Origin of the sequence: Metapseudomonas resinovorans (genome assembly GCF_002003485.1) — a bacterium.
GTDB classification, from domain to species: Bacteria; Pseudomonadota; Gammaproteobacteria; order Pseudomonadales; family Pseudomonadaceae; genus Metapseudomonas; species Metapseudomonas resinovorans_D.
Genome location: NZ_BDMA01000095.1, coordinates 89,413 through 107,714, shown reverse-complemented (window position 1 = coordinate 107,714; position 18,302 = coordinate 89,413). Strand labels below are relative to the sequence as shown.

Genomic DNA, 18,302 nt, shown 5'->3' with positions numbered 1-18,302 from the left:
GATGCGGCAGATTTTCCACGCGACAAGCCTTGCCTGCGAACGCACAATTGCCGCGCTGGTCAAACAGCTACTTTTCGTTAGGAGATTTCCATGCTGCGCCTCACCGCCCTCGCCCTCTGCGCGTCCCTGCCCTTGTTCGCCCAGGCCGCCTCCCTGAAGGACTTCGAGCTCAGCAAGATGCTCGAGCAAGTGGCCAAGGAGAGCAGCGCCGGCACGCCCCGCGCAATCAACGAGGACATTCTCGACCAGGGCTACACGGTGGATGGCAACGAACTGGTGAACCACCTCAGCGTACGCGAGGGCCATGCCGCGCAGATGCGCGCAAACCCTGATGCCGTACGCGCACAACTGGGCGCCAGCGTTTGCCGCAATACCGGCTACCGTCAATTGCTGGCACGCGGCGCCGGCCTGCGTTACGAGTTCAGTGAATACAAGACCAACCGCCCGGTTACTTCCGAGCGTTTCACCGCCAAGGACTGCGGTCTCAAGGCCAGGACCAACTGATCGCTTGCGCGGCGCTCCCAACTTCGGGAGCGCCTCCTCCTTCCTCGTCCCTGACAGCCGATCCGCTGCGCAATCCTCCGGACTTTTTGCCGCTGTACATTCAGGCGACGGTTAGCTGGAAAAGATCCGTTCCCTGCCGCAAGCTGTAGTTGAGCGGCTCGACTGGGTCGCCCGGATTCCGGACATAACCAGCAGAGCTGCTCAGAGATGTTGATGAGCAAGGAGAATGCTATGCCTTATGATCCGGACGATTATCTCTCCCGGCACTTCCAGACCAGTGGAATCGATCTGACCCAGAAGGTTGATGAGCTGATCAACCTTACCGTTCCCAGCGGCAGTCCCAACCTCGCGCTCTACCGCGAAATGCTGATTACCGTCGTGCGCATGGCACAGGCTGACCGTAATCGTTGGGACGCCAAGATCATGCTGCAGACCCTGCGCGAGATGGAGCACGCTTTCAGCGTACTGGAGCAGTTCAAACGGCGTCGTAAAGTCACCGTGTTCGGTTCCGCGCGGACCCCTGAGGGCCATCCGGTCTACAACCTGGCCCGCCAGTTGGGTGCTGAACTGGCCAAGCGCGACCTGATGGTCATCACCGGCGCCGGCGGCGGCATCATGGCCGCAGCCCATGAAGGTGCGGGACTGGAAAACAGCCTCGGGCTGAATATCACCCTCCCCTTCGAACAGCACGCCAACACAACGGTCGACGGCACCGAGCACTTGTTGTCGTTCCACTTCTTCTTCGTACGCAAGCTGTTCTTCGTCAAGGAAGCCGATGCGCTGGTGCTGTGTCCGGGTGGCTTCGGCACGCTGGATGAAGCGCTGGAAGTGCTGACCCTGATCCAGACCGGCAAGAGCCCAGTCGTCCCGGTGGTATTGCTGGACGAACCGGATGGTAGCTATTGGGAGGACGCCATCGGATTCCTCCACGAGCAACTGGAACGCAACCGCTACATCTTGCCCAGCGACATGAATTTGATGCGCCTGGTGCGCAATGCGGACGAAGCCGCAGCAGAAATCGCACAGTTCTACCGCAACTATCATTCCAGTCGCTGGCTGAAGAACAGCTTTGTGATTCGCATGAATCATCCGCTCAGCGGAAGGGCACTCGACCAGATTCAGGAGCAGTTTGCCGACCTGTGTCTGGAAGGCGACTTCAGTCAGCAGGCCTATCTGGAGTCGGAGAAGGATGAGCCGGAGTTCAATGATCTCATGCGCCTGGCATTTCGCTTCAATGGCCGTGACCATGGCCGCCTGCGCGAGCTGATCGACTTCATCAACCTGCCGCAACACTGGGCCAGCAACGTCTGATCCTCCGAGCGTAATCAATCCCGCCCAGCAACCAGCCATGCGCATTCGCGCATGGCTCAAGGCTGCGTTCAGGAAAATCAGTCGTCGGTACTACCACGCAGGAGACGGCTGATCATCTCCATGGAATAGCCACGGTAGGCGAGAAAACGGCCTTGCTGGGCACGCTCACGAGCGTCCTGCGGCTGCCGATTGAACTTGCGACGCCAGACCTCGCGAAGCTGCTCGCTCCAATCGACGTCAGCCTCGCGCAAGGCCTGGTCGATATCACTGCGTGGAAGACCGCGCTGGGCCAGTTCTTCACGAATGCGTTGCGGCCCATAGCCACCGCGGGCGCGGCTGGCGATGAAACTTTCGAGATAGCGGGATTCGGAGAGCAGGCCCTCTTCCGTCAAACGGTCGAGGGCGCTGTCGATCAACTCGGGAGTAGCGCCGCGCTGACGCAGCTTACGCGTCAGCTCGACTCGCCCGTGTTCGCGCTGCGCCAGCAAGTCCATGGCGGCCCGCCGCACTGCGGCGGGGCTGTCGAGCACAACGGGCATGGGAGGATCAGAGGTCTACGTCGGCCAGGTCGTCAGCAGTAGCTGCCGACTTGTTGTTGGCAGAGGAGTCGACCAGCAGACGCTCGCGGATGATCTTCTCAATGGCGCTGCCAACTTCCGGGTTGTCTTCCAGGTACTTGGCGGCGTTCGCTTTGCCTTGGCCGATCTTGTTGCCCTGGTAGCTGTACCAGGCGCCGGATTTCTCCACCAGGCCTTGCTGCACGCCCAGGTCGATGATCTCGCCAGTACGGTAGATACCCTTGCCGTACATGATCTGGAATTCGGCTTGGCGGAAAGGCGGGGCCACCTTGTTCTTCACAACCTTGACGCGGGTTTCGCTGCCCACGACTTCCTCGCCCTCTTTCACCGCGCCGGTACGGCGGATGTCGAGACGCACGGAAGCGTAGAACTTCAGGGCGTTACCACCGGTGGTGGTTTCCGGGTTGCCGAACATCACGCCGATCTTCATACGGATCTGGTTGATGAAGATGACCAGGCAGTTGGCGTTCTTGATGTTGCCGGTGATCTTGCGCAGGGCCTGGGACATCAGGCGTGCTTGCAGACCGACGTGGGAATCACCCATCTCGCCTTCGATTTCGGCCTTGGGTACCAGGGCAGCCACGGAGTCGACGATGATCACGTCAACGGCGTTGGAGCGCACCAGCATGTCGGTGATTTCCAGGGCCTGTTCACCGGTATCCGGCTGGGAAACCAGCAGGTCGTCGACATTCACACCGAGCTTGCCGGCGTAGTCCGGATCCAGGGCGTGTTCGGCGTCGACGAAGGCGCAGGTAGCGCCCATTTTCTGGGCTTCAGCGATGACGGAGAGGGTCAGGGTGGTTTTACCGGAGGATTCTGGACCGTAGATTTCTACGATACGGCCCTTCGGCAGGCCGCCAATACCAAGCGCGATGTCCAGGCCGAGGGAACCGGTGGAAATAGCCGGAATGGCCTGGCGATCATGGTCGCCCATGCGCATGACCGCACCCTTGCCGAACTGTTTCTCGATCTGGCCCAGGGCAGCAGCCAAGGCGCGCTTCTTGTTCTCGTCCATTGAAGTCCTCACTAAAATCAAGAGGGCCTGGCGGCCACCAACAACTGTATAAGTAGACAGTATTATTCCATAGGGCAAGTCGCTCGCCTACCCCTGAACGGCTTTTTCTCCTGCAGCTAGTCGGATCAGCCCCCTGAGCGCTTCCGCGACGGTTTGTCGGCGTACGGCCAGGCGATCGCCCGGAAAATGGCGGCGTACAGCCTCGACGTCATTTCCATTGCCCCACGCCAGCCACACCGTACCGACCGGTTTTTCCGGCGAGCCCCCATCCGGTCCAGCCACGCCGCTGACCGCCACGGCAAAACGTGCGCCGCTGCGTTGCTGGGCGCCATGCACCATTGACTCGACCACCTCCTGGCTCACGGCCCCCACCTGCGGAAACAACGCCGCCGACACTGCCAATTGCTCGGTCTTCTGCGCATTGGAGTAAGTGACATAGCCCGCCTCGAACCAGGCCGAGCTACCGGGAATGCGAGTAATGGCTTCTGCGATCCCACCACCGGTACAGGATTCCGCGGTGCTTACCGATTCGCCACGCGCCTTCAGTTCCTCACCCAGCCTGGCGGCCAGGGAAGTCAGCTCTTCATCGGTAACAGACATGTGCACTCCGGGGTTAAAGCGGGCCAACGGGATACCGTACACTAGCGCCTTTTGCACGCAAGGCCAGCCAATGAGTCAGAGCGATCTCAGCAAACACACACCCATGATGCAGCAGTACTGGAGGCTGAAGAATCAGCACCCGGACCAGCTGATGTTCTATCGCATGGGCGACTTCTACGAGATCTTCTATGAGGACGCCAAGAAAGCCGCCAAGCTCCTCGACATCACCCTGACCGCGCGCGGCCAATCGGCAGGCAAGTCGATTCCCATGGCCGGTATCCCTTTCCATTCGGTGGAAGGCTACCTGGCCAAACTGGTAAAGCTTGGCGAGTCCGTGGTCATTTGCGAGCAGATTGGCGATCCCGCCACCAGCAAAGGGCCGGTGGAACGCCAGGTGGTTCGCATCATCACCCCCGGCACCATCAGCGACGAAGCGCTGCTAGATGAACGCCGCGACAACCTGCTCGCTGCCGTGCTGGGCGATGAGCGTCTGTTCGGACTCGCCGTGCTGGACATCACCAGCGGCCGCTTCACCGTGCAGGAAATCAAGGGCTGGGAAAACCTGCTGGCCGAACTGGAGCGCCTGAACCCTGCCGAGTTGTTGATACCGGATGATTGGCCTCAGGGCCTGCCGGCCGAAAAGCGCCGCGGTGTCCGCCGCCGTGCGCCCTGGGATTTCGACCGCGACTCGGCCAGGAAAAGCCTCTGCCAGCAGTTCGGTGTACAGGACCTCAAGGGGTTCGGCTGCGAAACCCTGACCCTCGCCATAGGCTCCGCCGGCTGTCTTCTGGGCTACGCCAAGGAGACCCAGCGTACTGCCCTGCCCCATCTGCGCAGCCTGCGCCACGAGCGCATCGATGATACGGTCATCCTCGATGCTGCCAGCCGCCGCAACCTGGAACTGGACGTCAACCTCTCCGGCGGTCGCGACAACACGCTGCAATCTGTGATCGACCGTTGCCAGACGGCCATGGGCAGCCGGCTCCTGAGCCGCTGGCTGAACCGCCCGTTGCGCGACCGTGCCGTGTTGGTAGCGCGTCAGGACTCCATCGACTGCCTGCTGGACCGTTACCGTTTCGAAAGCCTGCAACCGCAGCTGAAAGAAATCGGCGACGTCGAACGCATCCTCGCCCGTATTGGCCTGCGCAATGCTCGCCCCCGTGACCTGGCCCGCCTGCGTGACGCCCTCGCTGCCCTGCCGCAACTGCAAGGCGCCATGACCGAACTGGAAGCCCCTCACCTGCAGGACCTGGCCGGTAGCATCCGCACCTATCCGGAACTGGCCGACCTGCTGGCTCGCGCCATTATTGAAAACCCGCCGGCGGTGATCCGTGACGGCGGCGTGATCAAGACCGGATACGACGCCGAACTGGATGAGCTCCAGGCGCTTAGCGAGAACGCCGGCCAGTACCTGATGGATCTGGAAGCGCGGGAAAAAGCCCGTACCGGCCTGCCCAACCTCAAGGTCGGCTACAACCGCATTCACGGCTATTTCATCGAACTGCCGCGCGTGCAGGCCGAACAGGCACCCGCGGACTACATCCGTCGCCAGACGCTGAAAGGCGCCGAGCGCTTCATCACGCCAGAGCTGAAAGCCTTCGAAGACAAGGCGCTGTCGGCCAAGAGCCGCGCCCTTGCGCGTGAAAAGATGCTCTATGACGAGCTGCTGGAACTGCTGATCGAGCAATTGGCACCGCTGCAGGATACCGCCGCCGCCCTGGCTGAACTGGACGTGCTGAGCAACTTCTCCGAGCGGGCGCTGAACCTCGACCTGAACCGACCGCGCTTCGTCGACGAACCCTGCATGCGCATCAACCAGGGTCGTCACCCGGTGGTGGAACAGGTACTGGACACGCCCTTCGTGGCCAACGACCTGGCCCTGGATGACGCCACCCGCATGCTGATCATCACCGGCCCGAACATGGGCGGTAAGTCGACCTACATGCGCCAGACAGCGTTGATCGTCCTGCTCGCCCACATTGGCTGCTTTGTGCCTGCGGCCAGCTGCGAGCTGTCACTGGTGGACCGCATCTTCACCCGCATCGGTTCCAGCGACGACCTGGCCGGCGGCCGTTCCACTTTCATGGTGGAGATGAGCGAAACGGCCAACATCCTGCACAACGCCAGTGCCAGCAGCCTGGTGCTGATGGACGAAGTGGGCCGCGGTACCAGCACCTTCGACGGCCTCTCGCTGGCCTGGGCGGCAGCCGAACACCTGGCTCGATTGCGCGCCTTCACCCTGTTCGCTACCCATTACTTCGAGCTGACCGTCCTGCCGGAAGCTGAGCCGGTGGTAGCGAACGTCCATCTGAATGCCACCGAACACAAAGAGCGCATCGTGTTCCTGCACCATGTACTGCCGGGGCCGGCTAGCCAGAGCTATGGCCTGGCGGTAGCGCAATTGGCGGGTGTTCCGGGCGGCGTCATCCAGCGTGCCCGCGAGCATCTGGCGCGGCTGGAAACCACCAGCCTGCCCCATGACGCCCCACGACAGGACCCTGGTCAGCCGAGCGCCCCCATGCAGAGCGACCTGTTCGCCAGCCTGCCCCACCCTGTGCTGGACGAATTGGCGAAGATCAAGCCGGATGATCTGACGCCCCGGCAAGCGCTGGAGCTGTTATATACACTGAAGTCACGCCTCTAACCCCTTAACCAAACAAGCTGCTAGAATCCCGCGCGCTCTGGAGTGCACCCGGGATTCAGCCTACCCGGTACCGTGAGTTCCCGAGCCGAGAAGCCAGATATAGAAGGCTTCCGAGCCGCCGCTTGAGGAGAAGAATAGAAATGACCTTCGTCGTCACCGACAACTGCATCAAATGCAAATACACCGACTGTGTGGAAGTCTGTCCGGTGGACTGCTTCTACGAAGGCCCGAACTTCCTGGTCATTCACCCGGACGAGTGCATCGACTGTGCACTGTGCGAGCCTGAATGCCCCGCGCAAGCCATCTTCTCCGAGGATGAAGTGCCTGAGGATATGCAGGAGTTCATCGAGCTGAACCGTGATCTGGCCGAAGTGTGGCCGAACATCACCGAGAAGAAAGACGCCCTGGCCGACGCCGAAGAATGGGATGGCGTCAAAGGCAAGCTGGAGCAGCTGGAGCGCTGATTCGTCTACGCATCCAAACGCAAAAAGGCCCGCATCTGCGGGCCTTTTGCTTTCCTGCGGGCGAAAAAAAGGGGCGGGGGATACCCGCCCACTCTTTTGTCCCTATTCCCTGTATTCCTTGCTCATCATCCTGATGAATCGCATCCCGCGATGTCCTGGTCGAAGTCCTTATCAACCCGCGTACATCCTGTACGCAAGGGAGATATTAGCGATCCAGACGCCTCCAGCAAGTTGGCAGTTTGCCGCACCGGTGGGTAAAAGAATCCCAGAAATAAAAATAAAATCCTTATAAATCAATACGTTAAAAAATATCTTTCGCTGATTTCCACCAATTACGACCAGCAAGTTCCTCTGATAACGTACATAGCCTGTAAGCAATGACTTACACAGCGATGCACAAAAGTGGACGTCGCAGGGCGTTACTCAATGGAAGACACCAAGATCACAGTTGCTGCCTCCCCCGGCCCACGCTTTTCATCGGTCATAAAAAAGCCCGGCCTATGCCGGGCTCTTTCGTTCTGTTCCAGCTTTACTGGAACAGGGCATCGCTGGACAAGCCATTCTTCTCCAGGATTTCCCGAAGCCGTTTCAGCGCTTCGACCTGGATCTGCCGCACCCGCTCGCGGGTCAGGCCGATCTCCTGGCCCACTTCCTCAAGCGTGCAGCTTTCATGGCCACGCAATCCGAAGCGGCGAACAACCACTTCTCGTTGCTTGTCGGTCAGTTCGGACAGCCACTGGTCGATGCTCTGCGAGAGATCATCGTCCTGCAGCAACTCGCAAGGGTCAGTGGGACGGTCGTCGGTCAGGGTGTCCAACAGGGTCTTGTCGGAATCCGGGCCGAGCGAAACATCCACCGAAGTCACCCGCTCGTTGAGACCGAGCATGCGCTTGACCTCGTCGACCGGCTTTTCCAGCAGATTGGCGATTTCTTCAGGCGAAGGCTCGTGATCCAGCTTGTGGGTCAACTCACGAGCAGCTCGCAGATAGACATTGAGCTCCTTCACCACATGGATCGGCAGGCGGATGGTCCGCGTCTGGTTCATGATGGCCCGTTCAATGGTCTGACGGATCCACCAGGTCGCATAGGTAGAGAAGCGGAAGCCCCGCTCCGGATCGAACTTCTCTACCGCCCGGATCAAGCCGAGGTTGCCCTCTTCGATCAGGTCGAGCAGCGACAAACCGCGGTTGACGTAACGTCGCGCGATCTTCACCACAAGGCGGAGGTTGCTTTCGATCATGCGCTTGCGCCCGGCAGGATCACCACGCTGCGCGAGGCGCGCGAAGTGCACTTCTTCTTCCGGGGTTAGCAGGGGGGAAAAGCCGATTTCGTTGAGGTATAGCTGAGTCGCATCGAGCGCGCGGGTGTAATCGATGTACTTGTGTTGCTTTGGCGAGCTTGAATGCCGGGATTTCGCGGTAGGCAGAGGCGCGTCGTTCTCCTCGCTCAACGCATCGTCCAATATGACGCCCGGCTCCAGGAGGAGCAGTTCGTCATCGACGTCAAACTCCGGCGCTTCTTTATTGAGTGCCATTGTTGTTGTCCCTTGCTGAGTTCGACAACAAGCCCTGGCGAAGCCTTATATCCCTGGCGCCGCCCGAGCCCGTCCTTACCACGTAGGTGGAACGGGCCGATAGCGGGTCAACGACGTGGCAGGTATTGCAGCGGATCTACGGGTTTACCCTGACGGCGAATTTCAAAATGAAGCTTCACCCGGTCAGTTCCCGTTGAGCCCATCTCGGCAATTGTCTGCCCGACCTTGACCTGCTGTCCCTCCCGTACCAGTAGCCTGCGGTTATGACCGTAGGCGCTTACGTAGGTATCGCTGTGTTTGATGATGACCAATTCGCCGTAGCCCCGTAGTCCACTTCCGGCATAAACAACTGATCCATCTGACGCAGCCAAGACAGGCTGGCCTAATTCCCCAGCGATATCAATCCCTTTATTCAAACTTCCGTTTGACGAAAAACGGCCGATCAGCGGGCCGCTCGCGGGCCATACCCAACCAGCTGCAGAGCGCGTAGTAGACGCGTTTGGTGTAGATACAGGCGCAGTCGCGACGGGTTGCGGCGTTTGCGGTTGCGGGCGGACAGCCGGTTGCTGGGGTTGCACCGGCGGGCGCGTGGGAACGGTGCTGCTACCCGTCCTTGGATTGGTCACTGCAGGCGCCGTAGCGACTGCAGTCGGGCGAGCCTGGCCCGCCTTGCCGTCGAAACGAATGATCTGGCCGGGGCGAATCACGTAGGGCGCAGGAATGCTGTTACGCGCAGCCAGGGCTTTCCAGTCCCAGCCAAAACGAAAGGCAATCGAATAGAGGGTATCGCCGCGTTGGACGCGGTATTGACCGCTGGTGACGGGTTGCCGCTGGGCGCCAGTCGCCCCCGAATGATTGCGGTCGACGACGCTGACACCATCTTTCTGGGTACTGGAGCAGCCGGCAAGCAGGATGCCGACGGCCAATGCGGGCACCCATGCGAGCCCATTCCCCATGCGAATCCACTGCCGAATGGCCATCAGGCTCACTCTTGTCCCCTTTTCCCAACATTCGAAGGTCTTGATTATTGTGCCGGAAATATCCGAACGAGCCAGTCGCCTGCCGCACAAAGTGCCGCAGGAAGACCGCTTGGCGGTGCATCAGAAAGTTGCCCTCGACGCAGGTTCCCTGATAGCGCGCTCAGGCGAGCGGACCACTGAGTAGCGGCACGAAGCGTACGGCGTCGAGCACGTGGCGCGTGAAGCCCTGCTCTTCGCGAATGATCAGCATCAGTTGCTGGACGTCTCCCGCTCCCACCGGAATCACCAGACGCCCGCCCGGAGCCAGCTGATCCAGCAGCGCCTGGGGAACATCTGCCGCCGCCGCCGTCACGATGATGCCGTTGTAGGGCGCCAGCGCAGGCCAGCCTTCCCAGCCATCCCCCCAGCGGAATACGACGTTGCGCAGGTTGAGCACTGCCAGGCGTTCCTTGGCCTTGTCCTGCAAGACCTGGATACGTTCGACGGAAAACACTCGCTCGACCAGCTGCGCGAGGATCGCCGTCTGATAGCCCGAGCCGGTGCCGATCTCCAACACCTTGTCCAACGGCCCCGCGGCCAGCAGGAGCTCGGTCATCCGAGCGACCATGTAAGGCTGCGAGATGGTCTGGTTGTGGCCGATCGGCAGCGCGGTGTCCTCGTAGGCACGATGGGACAAGGCCTCGTCGACGAAGAGGTGGCGCGGTGTCCGGCGAATGGTCTCGAGCACACGGGCATTGGACAGCCCTTCCTCGTACAGGCGCTGGATAAGGCGCTCGCGAGTGCGCTGGGAAGTCATGCCAATCCCACGGCGCATCAGGTCATCCTGTTCCCGAGACATCAGAGCAGGCCCTCCAACCAGCTATCGAGACCTTCGAAGGCCTCGTTGAAAGTCCGATCGAGCTGCAGGGGCGTGATGGACACGTAACCCTGCATCACCGCATGGAAATCCGTACCAGGCCCGCCGTCTTCAGCGTCGCCCGCGGCTGATATCCAATATCCCTCCTTTCCCCTGGGGTTGACTACCTTCACCGGCGCACCAGCCCGTGCACGATGGCCCAGGCGGGTCAGCTGGATACCCTTGATGCGCTCGAGGGGCAGGTTGGGAATGTTCACATTGAGTACGGTGCGAGGCGGCAGGTCGAGCTGATCATGCGCAGCCACCAGCCGGCGCGCGATATGCGCGGCGGCCGGCAAGTTGTCGACCTGGCGCGACACCAGCGAGAAGGCGAAGGCGGGCAAGGCGAGGAAGCGCCCCTCCAGAGCCGCGGCTACGGTCCCGGAATAGAGCACATCGTCACCCAGGTTGGCGCCGAGGTTGATCCCCGAAACCACCATGTCCGGCAATTGCTCCAGCATGCCGTTGAGCCCGAGGTGGACGCAGTCGGTCGGCGTGCCATTGAGGCAAATGAAACCGTTATCCAGCGTACTGGGGTGAAGCGGGCGATCCAGTGTCAGGGAACTGCTGGCGCCGCTCCTGTCCTGGTCCGGTGCGATGACCACGCATTCGGCGTAATCCTTGAGCGCACCATGCAAAGCGGCCAGACCGGGTGCGTTCACCCCGTCGTCGTTGGAAATCAGAATGCGCATGGGTTTTCCGTCTGCCCTGCCGGCAGCAGATCGACGAGCTCACGCACCACTGCGGTGGCGAAGCATCCAGCCGGCAGGACGAATTCCAGTTGCAGAACGTCAGGCTCGGGATAATGCCACGTCAGGCCGCCGATGGGGAGGCGGAGGATGCGCCGTTCGTGCGCCATTCCCGCTTCGGCCAGCCAGTGGCAAAGTGCCGGCTCCGCCGCGGCAACCGCCGCTTCCAGCTTTTGGGGCTGCCCTTGGGCAGGTGATGCGCCCTCCCCCCACAACGGCCCCGTCGGATGCAAATCCAGCTCGGCAAGACGGGGGTCGCTACAGTCGGACTCGCCTGCCGGGAAGAAGCTGCGACTGGTAGTGAAAGCCAGCAGATCACCGACCTGGGCCTGGTTCCAGGTGCCGTCAGCGATGCGCTCGGCCAACACCCGGTTGAAGAGGAAGCTGCGGCCCGCAGAGAGCAAACGCGAACGGAGATTGCGCTGCACCGGCAGTTCCTTGCGCTCGGCGAAGGCGCGGGCGTCCACCACGTTGCCTCCGCCGTGACCGAAGCGCTGCAGGCCAAAATAGTTGGGCACACCGGCCTCGGCCAGTTGCTTCAGCCTCGCGTCCAGTGCCTCTCGATCGGCAACCAGGCGAGTCAGGCGAAGGGTGAAGCCGTTGGCCGAATGGGCTCCGCGTTGCAGCTTGCGCTTGTGGCGGACGCTCTTGAGTATCCGCAGGTTGGCATTCTCGGCCGCAGACAGATCCGGATCGGCCTTGCCTGGGAGGTGCAGGCTGAACCATTGGCGCGTCAACGCCTGACGGTCCTTCAGACCGGCATAGCTGACCACCTTCAAGGGCACGCCGGCGGCACGGGCGATACGCCGCGCGGCTTCCTCGGTGTTCAACTCGCGCTTCTCCACCCAGAGCCACAGGTGCTCGCCCTCGCCCTCCAGTGGAATGTCCAGCACTTCATCAACCTGGAAATCCTCGGCCACAGCTTTCAGTTGAGCCTGCCCGAGGGATTCGCCATGGGCTCGCGGGCCCAGCAGTTCGAGTTCGTTCATACCGGCAGCAGCAGGGCTACCGCGTGTACGGCGATGCCCTCCTCGCGCCCCGTGAAGCCGAGCTTCTCGGTGGTGGTGGCCTTGACGTTGACCTGGTCCAGGTCGACTTCCAGATCAGCCGCGATGTTGGCGCGCATGGCCTCGATATGCGGAGCCATCTTCGGTGCCTGGGCCACTATGGTTCCGTCGACATTGCCGACCTTCCAGCCCTTGGCTTTCACCAGGGACAGCACATGGCGCAGCAGCGCACGGCTGTCGGCGCCCTTGAACCGTGGATCGGTGTCGGGGAAATGCTTGCCGATGTCGCCGAGCGCGGCTGCGCCAAGCAGGGCATCGGACAACGCATGCAGCAGAACGTCGCCGTCGGAATGGGCGATCAGCCCGAACTTGTGGGAAATACGCACGCCGCCAAGGGTGATGAAGTCGCCTTCACCGAAGCGGTGTACGTCGTAGCCGTGGCCAATTCGCATAGAGAAGAACGCCCTGAAAAGTCAGGGCGTGATTCTACCCATTTTGCCGACGCTTAGCCCTTGAGGGCCGCAGCGTGATGCTTCAGGTGGTCGCCAATGAAGCTGGCGATGAAGTAGTAGCTGTGGTCGTACCCCGGCTGCAACCGAAGGGTCAACGGATGCCCGGCCGCCTTGGCAGCCGCCTGCAGGGCCTCGGGTTTGAGCTGGTTGGCGAGGAAGTCATCGCGGTCGCCCTGATCCACCAGGATCGGCAAGCGTTCGGTCGCCTCGGCCAGCAACACGCTGGCGTCCCAATCGCGCCAGCGGGCGCGGTCGTCGCCCAGATAGCGACTGAACGCCTTTTCGCCCCAAGGGCACGCCATGGGATTGCTGATAGGGGCGAATGCAGACAGCGACTGATAACGCCCCGGGTTGCGCAGTGCGCAAACCAAGGCACCGTGGCCACCCATGGAGTGGCCGCTGATGCCGCGTTTCCCGGACACCGGGAAGTTGGCCTCAATCAGCGCGGGCAGCTCGTGCACCACGTAGTCATGCATGCGGTAGTGGCGTGCATAGGGCTCCTGGCTGGCATTCAGGTAGAAGCCCGCGCCTAGCCCGAAATCCCAGGCGTTGTCCGGGTCACCGGGCACATCCGCGCCGCGCGGACTGGTGTCCGGCGCGACGATGATCAGCCCCAGCTCCGACGCCAGGCGCTGCGCGCCGGCCTTCTGCATGAAGTTCTCATCGGTGCAGGTCAGACCCGACAGCCAGTAGAGCACCGGTAACTTTCCACCCTGCTCCGCCTGGGGCGGCAAGTAGACGGCGAACACCATCTCGCAATTGAGGCTGGTGGAGCGATGACGGTAGCGCTTGTGCCATCCGCCAAAGCTCTTGTTGCTGGAAACGATCTCAAGAGTCATGGAGCGATCTCCGTCGAAGCCGGACGCCCGAAGCGAATATCTTGCTGCCTCGGGCTCCCCGCCGGATTAGTAGTGGACGACCGAGCGGATGCTCTTGCCTTCATGCATCAGGTCGAAGGCCTTGTTGATGTCGTCCAGCCCCATGGTGTGGGTGATGAAGGTATCCAGCGGGATCTCGCCCTTCTGCGCCTTGTCCACATAGCTAGGCAGCTCGGTGCGGCCTTTCACACCGCCAAAGGCAGAACCGCGCCATACACGGCCAGTCACCAACTGGAACGGACGGGTGCTGATCTCGGCACCTGCCGGCGCCACGCCGATGATGACGGACTCGCCCCAACCCTTGTGGCAGCATTCCAGCGCCGCGCGCATCAGGTTGACGTTGCCGACGCACTCGAAGCTGTAGTCGACGCCGCCGTCGGTCATTTCGACGATGACGTCCTGGACCGGCTTGGCATGGTCCTTCGGATTGACGAAGTCGGTGGCACCCAGCTCACGGGCCACGTCGAACTTCTCCGGGTTGATGTCGATGGCGATGATGCGGGAGGCCTTGGCCATCTTCGCGCCGATGATCGCAGCGAGGCCGATACCGCCCAAGCCGAAGATCGCCACGGTAGCCCCCTCTTCCACCTTGGCGGTGTTGAGCACGGCACCGATACCGGTGGTCACACCGCAACCCAGCAGGCAGACCTTCTCCAGCGGCGCTTCCTTGGGAATCTTCGCCAGGGAAATTTCCGGCAGGACGGTGTACTCGGAGAAAGTCGAGCAACCCATGTAGTGATAGATCGGCTGGCCGTTGTAGCTGAACCGGGACGTGCCGTCCGGCATCAGGCCCTTGCCCTGGGTGGCGCGCACTTTCTGGCACAGGTTGGTCTTGCCGGATTTGCAGAACTTGCACTCGCGGCATTCGGCTGTGTAGAGCGGAATCACGTGATCGCCCACCGCCAGCGAGGTAACGCCCTCGCCTACTGCTTCGACGATGCCGCCCCCTTCGTGGCCGAGAATGCAGGGGAACACGCCTTCGGAGTCAGCACCGGACAAGGTGTAGGCATCGGTGTGGCATACGCCGGTGGCCACGATCCGCACCAGGACTTCGCCGGCCCTGGGCGGTGCCACGTCGACTTCGACGATCTGCAGCGGCTGGTTGGGCGCGAAGGCCACAGCGGCACGGGACTTGATCATGGTCATTCTCCAGCTGATTGAAATGGCCAAAGAGTGTAGTTGAGCCGCCAATGGTAAATAATCCGCCACAAAGCAAAACGTTATTGCTGTGGAGGGATAATCAATGAGTCGCTGGGAAGGCCTCGACGAGTTTGTCGCGGTTGCTGAAACAGGCCAGTTCACGGCTGCGGCGGAACGCCTGGGTATCTCTTCATCCCATGTCAGCCGACAGATCGCCCGGCTCGAAGAACGCCTGCAGACGCGCCTGTTCTATCGAAGCACCCGCAAGGTCGCCCTGACCGAGGCCGGACAGACGTTCCTGCAGCACTGCCAACGCCTCATGGATGCTCGCGAAGAGGCGCTTCGCGCAGTGAGCGACCTCACCAGCGAACCCAAGGGCCTGCTGCGCATGACCTGTGCTGTGGCCTACGGCGAGCGCTTCATCGTGCCGCTGGTCAACGAGTTCATGGCGCGCCATCCACAGTTGCGTGTGGACATCGAACTGAGCAATCGCACCCTGGACCTGGTGCACGAAGGCCTCGACCTGGCGATACGCCTCGGCCGTCTGCAGGATTCGCGACTGGTAGCGACACGCCTGGCGCCACGGGTCATGTACCTCTGTGCAGCGCCGTCCTATCTGGAGCGTTACGGCCGCCCCCACAGTCTTTCGGAGCTGGCGCGGCACAACTGCCTGATCGGCAGCGCGGATCATTGGGATTTTCTCCAGCAGGGGCGCGAGCATGCGGTGCGGGTGCAGGGGAACTGGCGCTGCAACAGCGGACAGGCAGTGCTGAGCGCCGCGCTGCGGGGATTCGGCCTGTGCCAACTGCCCGACTACTACGTGCTGGAGCACCTGCGCAGCGGGGCATTGGTATCTCTGCTGGAACAGCACCGCCCGCCTAATACGGCAGTCTGGGCACTTTATCCACAGCAGCGGCATCTATCGCCCAAGGTACGGCAGCTGGTTGAACTATTGAAGGCTGGGTTGGCCGAACGGCCGGAATATGCGCTGGATCAGACTCGCGTGGACCAGCGCTGACGCAGCCAGTCGAGATCTTCGGGACGGGTGATCTTGAGGTTGTCGGCGCGGCCCTCGATTAGCCGGGGCGCGTTACCGGCCCACTCCATCGCAGAGGCTTCGTCGGTGATGGCGACGCCTGCGACCAGGGCATCAGCCAGCGCCCGATGCAGGGCGCCGAAGTGGAACATCTGTGGCGTGTAGGCTTGCCAGATCAGGCTACGATCCACGGTTTCCGCCACGCGGCCATCGGCACCGGCACGCTTCAAGGTATCCCTTGCCGGCACGGCGAGCAGACCGCCTACCGGGTCGTCCGCCAGCTCGGCCAGCAGCCGGTCGAGATCGTAGCGCGACAGGTTCGGCCGTGCCGCATCATGCACCAGCACCCAGTCATGGGCTCGGGCGCCATGCTCGGCGAGTCGCAACAGGGCACTGAGCACCGAGTCCGAGCGTTCCTTGCCGCCATCGGCGCGGATGATGCGCTCATCCGTGGCGCAGGGAAGCGCCGGCCAGTATGGATCATCGACTGACAAGCTGACTACCAACCCTTTGAGCTGCGGATGATCGAGGAAGCAATCGAGGCTGTGCTCGAGGATGGTTCGCCCAGCGAGTTCGAGGTACTGCTTGGGACGGTCGGCGCGCATACGGGCACCGACACCGGCGGCAGGAATCACCGCCCAGAAGAAGGGAATGTCAGCCTGGTTCATTCGGAAATCTGGTAGAGGGTTTCGCCTTCCTTGACCATGCCCAGTTCATGACGGGCACGCTCTTCGACGGTCTCCATACCCTTTTTCAGCTCCATCACTTCCGCTTCGAGGATGCGGTTGCGCTCCAGCAGGCGCTCGTTCTCGCCTTTCTGTTCGGCAATCTGGTGCTGGAGATCCTGGACCTGCGCCAGGCTCCCGTCGCCCACCCAAAGGCGATACTGCAGGCCAGCCAGCATCAGGATCAGGACAACGAACAACCAGTAAGTGTTAGGGCGAGTCATTTTGCCAGGGAGTATCCATGCGAAAAGGGCAGCTTGCGCTGCCCTTTTACCATTCCTGAACGGATTACGTCGCTGCCGCGCGGCGGGAGACGACCGGCCAGGAGAAATCAGGTGTGGCTGCGAAGTTTACATGAAGTAAAGATGCATTCAGCGCCTGATTTCAACATGGATCACCGTAACCGATCAGCCACGGAATTCCGCACGGCCGCGGTACGGCGCTTTCTCGCCCAGTTGCTCTTCGATACGCAGCAGCTGGTTGTACTTGGAGACGCGGTCGGAACGGCACAGGGAGCCGGTTTTGATCTGACCGGCGGCAGTGCCTACGGCCAGGTCGGCGATGGTGCTGTCTTCGGTCTCGCCGGAGCGGTGGGAGATTACCGCGGTGTAACCGGCTGCCTTGGCCATCTGGATGGCTTCCAGGGTTTCGGTCAGGGAGCCGATCTGGTTGAACTTGATCAGGATCGAGTTGGCGATGTTCTTCTCGATGCCTTCCTTGAGGATCTTGGTGTTGGTCACGAACAGGTCGTCACCTACCAGCTGCACCTTGGCGCCGATCTTGTCGGTCAGGTCTTTCCAGCCAGCCCAGTCGGACTCGTCCATGCCGTCTTCGATGGAGATGATCGGGAAGCGCTGGGACAGGCCGGCCAGGTAGTCGGCGAAGCCAGCGGCGTCGAACACCTTGCCTTCACCGGCCAGGTCGTATTTGCCGTCCTTGAAGAACTCGCTGGAAGCGCAGTCCAGAGCCAGGGTCACGTCGGTACCCAGCTTGTAGCCAGCGTTGGCAACGGCTTCGGCGATGGCAGCCAGGGCGTCTTCGTTGGAGGCCAGGTTCGGGGCGAAACCACCCTCGTCACCTACAGCGGTGTTCAGGCCACGGGCCTTCAGCACGGCTTTCAGGTGGTGGAAGATCTCGGCGCCCATGCGCAGGGCGTCGGCGAAGTTCTTGGCGCCAACCGGCTGCACCATGAACTCCTGGATGTCGACGTTGTTATCGGCGTGCTCGCCGCCGTTGATGATGTTCATCATCGGTACCGGCATGGAGTACTGGCCGGGAGTGCCGTTCAGGTCGGCGATGTGGGCGTAGAGCGGTACGCCCTTGGCCTGGGCTGCGGCCTTGGCAGCGGCCAGGGACACGGCGAGGATGGCGTTGGCGCCCAGCTTGGCCTTGTTCTCGGTACCGTCCAGTTCGATCATGGCGTGGTCGAGGGCTTTCTGGTCAGCTGCGTCCTTGCCCAGCAGCAGATCGCGGATCGGGCCGTTGATGTTGCCCACAGCCTTCAGTACGCCCTTGCCCAGGTAACGGCTCTTGTCGCCATCACGCAGTTCCAGTGCCTCGCGGGAACCGGTGGAAGCACCGGACGGCGCGCAAGCGCTGCCGATGATGCCGTTCTCGAGGATCACATCGGCTTCCACAGTGGGGTTGCCACGGGAGTCCAGAACCTCGCGGCCCTTGATGTCGACGATCTTTGCCATTGTTGTTAGCACTCCAAAAGTTGACGAAAACGC

At 61.7% G+C, this 18,302-nt stretch carries 19 protein-coding genes; 5 read left to right on the top strand and 14 right to left on the bottom strand.

Annotated features, from left to right (window positions below; genetic code table 11):
* The first annotated feature begins 90 nt into the window (after positions 1-90).
* Positions 91-504, top strand: coding sequence for a quorum-sensing-regulated virulence factor family protein (locus tag MnOB_RS27470; RefSeq protein WP_077527707.1), 414 nt, complete (start codon positions 91-93; stop codon positions 502-504).
* A gap of 231 nt (positions 505-735) precedes the next feature.
* The gene (locus MnOB_RS27465; protein WP_077527706.1) at positions 736-1,815 is read left to right on the top strand and encodes an LOG family protein; all 1,080 of its coding nucleotides are present in this window, start codon (positions 736-738) and stop codon (positions 1,813-1,815) included.
* Positions 1,816-1,892: 77 nt separating this feature from the next.
* Here the strand turns inward: MnOB_RS27465 and recX are convergent, their stop codons facing one another.
* From recX to MnOB_RS27450, 3 genes are all read right to left on the bottom strand, one after another.
* Positions 1,893-2,354: a recombination regulator RecX gene (recX, locus tag MnOB_RS27460; RefSeq protein ID WP_077527705.1), complete on the bottom strand. Its 462-nt coding sequence runs from the start codon at positions 2,352-2,354 to the stop codon at positions 1,893-1,895.
* A gap of 7 nt (positions 2,355-2,361) precedes the next feature.
* Entirely contained in the window at positions 2,362-3,408 is a 1,047-nt protein-coding gene (gene recA, locus MnOB_RS27455; protein WP_077527704.1) for a recombinase RecA, read from the bottom strand.
* Between the two features lie 87 nt (positions 3,409-3,495).
* Positions 3,496-4,008 carry a CinA family protein gene (locus tag MnOB_RS27450; protein ID WP_077527703.1) on the bottom strand — a complete coding sequence of 171 codons (513 nt, stop codon included), beginning with the start codon at positions 4,006-4,008 and terminating at the stop codon, positions 3,496-3,498.
* 70 nt (positions 4,009-4,078) lie between these two features.
* Between MnOB_RS27450 and mutS the strand changes: the two genes are divergently transcribed.
* Both mutS and fdxA read left to right on the top strand, forming a co-directional pair.
* Positions 4,079-6,652, top strand: a complete 2,574-nt coding sequence (gene mutS, locus MnOB_RS27445) for a DNA mismatch repair protein MutS (protein WP_199824609.1) — start codon at positions 4,079-4,081, stop codon at positions 6,650-6,652.
* 140 nt (positions 6,653-6,792) lie between these two features.
* Positions 6,793-7,116, top strand: a complete 324-nt coding sequence (gene fdxA / locus MnOB_RS27440) for a ferredoxin FdxA (RefSeq protein WP_077527701.1) — start codon at positions 6,793-6,795, stop codon at positions 7,114-7,116.
* A gap of 529 nt (positions 7,117-7,645) precedes the next feature.
* On the opposite strand, the gene rpoS is transcribed toward fdxA, so the two are convergent.
* The 8 genes from rpoS to MnOB_RS27400 all read right to left on the bottom strand — a co-directional run bounded on the left by rpoS (position 7,646) and on the right by MnOB_RS27400 (position 14,811).
* On the bottom strand, positions 7,646-8,650 hold the full coding sequence (gene rpoS, locus MnOB_RS27435) for an RNA polymerase sigma factor RpoS (protein WP_077527700.1): 1,005 nt from the start codon (positions 8,648-8,650) through the stop codon (positions 7,646-7,648).
* 107 nt (positions 8,651-8,757) lie between these two features.
* The gene (locus MnOB_RS27430) at positions 8,758-9,630 is read right to left on the bottom strand and encodes a peptidoglycan DD-metalloendopeptidase family protein (protein ID WP_077527699.1); all 873 of its coding nucleotides are present in this window, start codon (positions 9,628-9,630) and stop codon (positions 8,758-8,760) included.
* A gap of 160 nt (positions 9,631-9,790) precedes the next feature.
* A complete protein-coding gene (locus tag MnOB_RS27425) occupies positions 9,791-10,468 on the bottom strand; it encodes a protein-L-isoaspartate(D-aspartate) O-methyltransferase (RefSeq protein ID WP_077527698.1) in 678 nt (225 codons plus the stop codon).
* A complete protein-coding gene (gene surE, locus MnOB_RS27420) occupies positions 10,468-11,217 on the bottom strand; it encodes a 5'/3'-nucleotidase SurE (RefSeq protein ID WP_077527697.1) in 750 nt (249 codons plus the stop codon). Before surE ends, MnOB_RS27425 begins: the two co-directional genes overlap by 1 nt.
* The gene (gene truD / locus MnOB_RS27415; protein ID WP_077527696.1) at positions 11,205-12,263 is read right to left on the bottom strand and encodes a tRNA pseudouridine(13) synthase TruD; all 1,059 of its coding nucleotides are present in this window, start codon (positions 12,261-12,263) and stop codon (positions 11,205-11,207) included. The genes surE and truD overlap by 13 nt, the downstream gene beginning before the upstream one ends.
* Positions 12,260-12,733 (bottom strand): 2-C-methyl-D-erythritol 2,4-cyclodiphosphate synthase, encoded by a 474-nt coding sequence (ispF, locus tag MnOB_RS27410; RefSeq protein WP_077527695.1) that lies wholly within the window; start codon positions 12,731-12,733, stop codon positions 12,260-12,262. The genes truD and ispF overlap by 4 nt, the downstream gene beginning before the upstream one ends.
* Positions 12,734-12,786: 53 nt before the next feature.
* On the bottom strand, positions 12,787-13,632 hold the full coding sequence (gene fghA / locus MnOB_RS27405) for an S-formylglutathione hydrolase (protein ID WP_077527694.1): 846 nt from the start codon (positions 13,630-13,632) through the stop codon (positions 12,787-12,789).
* 66 nt (positions 13,633-13,698) lie between these two features.
* Entirely contained in the window at positions 13,699-14,811 is a 1,113-nt protein-coding gene (locus MnOB_RS27400) for an S-(hydroxymethyl)glutathione dehydrogenase/class III alcohol dehydrogenase (RefSeq protein ID WP_077527693.1), read from the bottom strand.
* A 103-nt stretch (positions 14,812-14,914) separates the two neighbouring features.
* Here MnOB_RS27400 and MnOB_RS27395 point away from each other — a divergent pair, with 103 nt between their 5' ends.
* Positions 14,915-15,829: a LysR substrate-binding domain-containing protein gene (locus MnOB_RS27395; protein WP_077527692.1), complete on the top strand. Its 915-nt coding sequence runs from the start codon at positions 14,915-14,917 to the stop codon at positions 15,827-15,829.
* Here the strand turns inward: MnOB_RS27395 and ispD are convergent.
* The 3 genes from ispD to eno all read right to left on the bottom strand — a co-directional run bounded on the left by ispD (position 15,805) and on the right by eno (position 18,269).
* Positions 15,805-16,515: a 2-C-methyl-D-erythritol 4-phosphate cytidylyltransferase gene (gene ispD / locus MnOB_RS27390; protein WP_077527691.1), complete on the bottom strand. Its 711-nt coding sequence runs from the start codon at positions 16,513-16,515 to the stop codon at positions 15,805-15,807. The genes MnOB_RS27395 and ispD overlap by 25 nt on opposite strands.
* Complete coding sequence (gene ftsB, locus MnOB_RS27385) at positions 16,512-16,796, bottom strand: cell division protein FtsB (RefSeq protein ID WP_077527690.1); 285 nt, start codon at positions 16,794-16,796, stop codon at positions 16,512-16,514. Before ftsB ends, ispD begins: the two co-directional genes overlap by 4 nt.
* A gap of 183 nt (positions 16,797-16,979) precedes the next feature.
* Positions 16,980-18,269: a phosphopyruvate hydratase gene (eno, locus tag MnOB_RS27380; protein WP_077527689.1), complete on the bottom strand. Its 1,290-nt coding sequence runs from the start codon at positions 18,267-18,269 to the stop codon at positions 16,980-16,982.
* Positions 18,270-18,302: the final 33 nt, after the last annotated feature.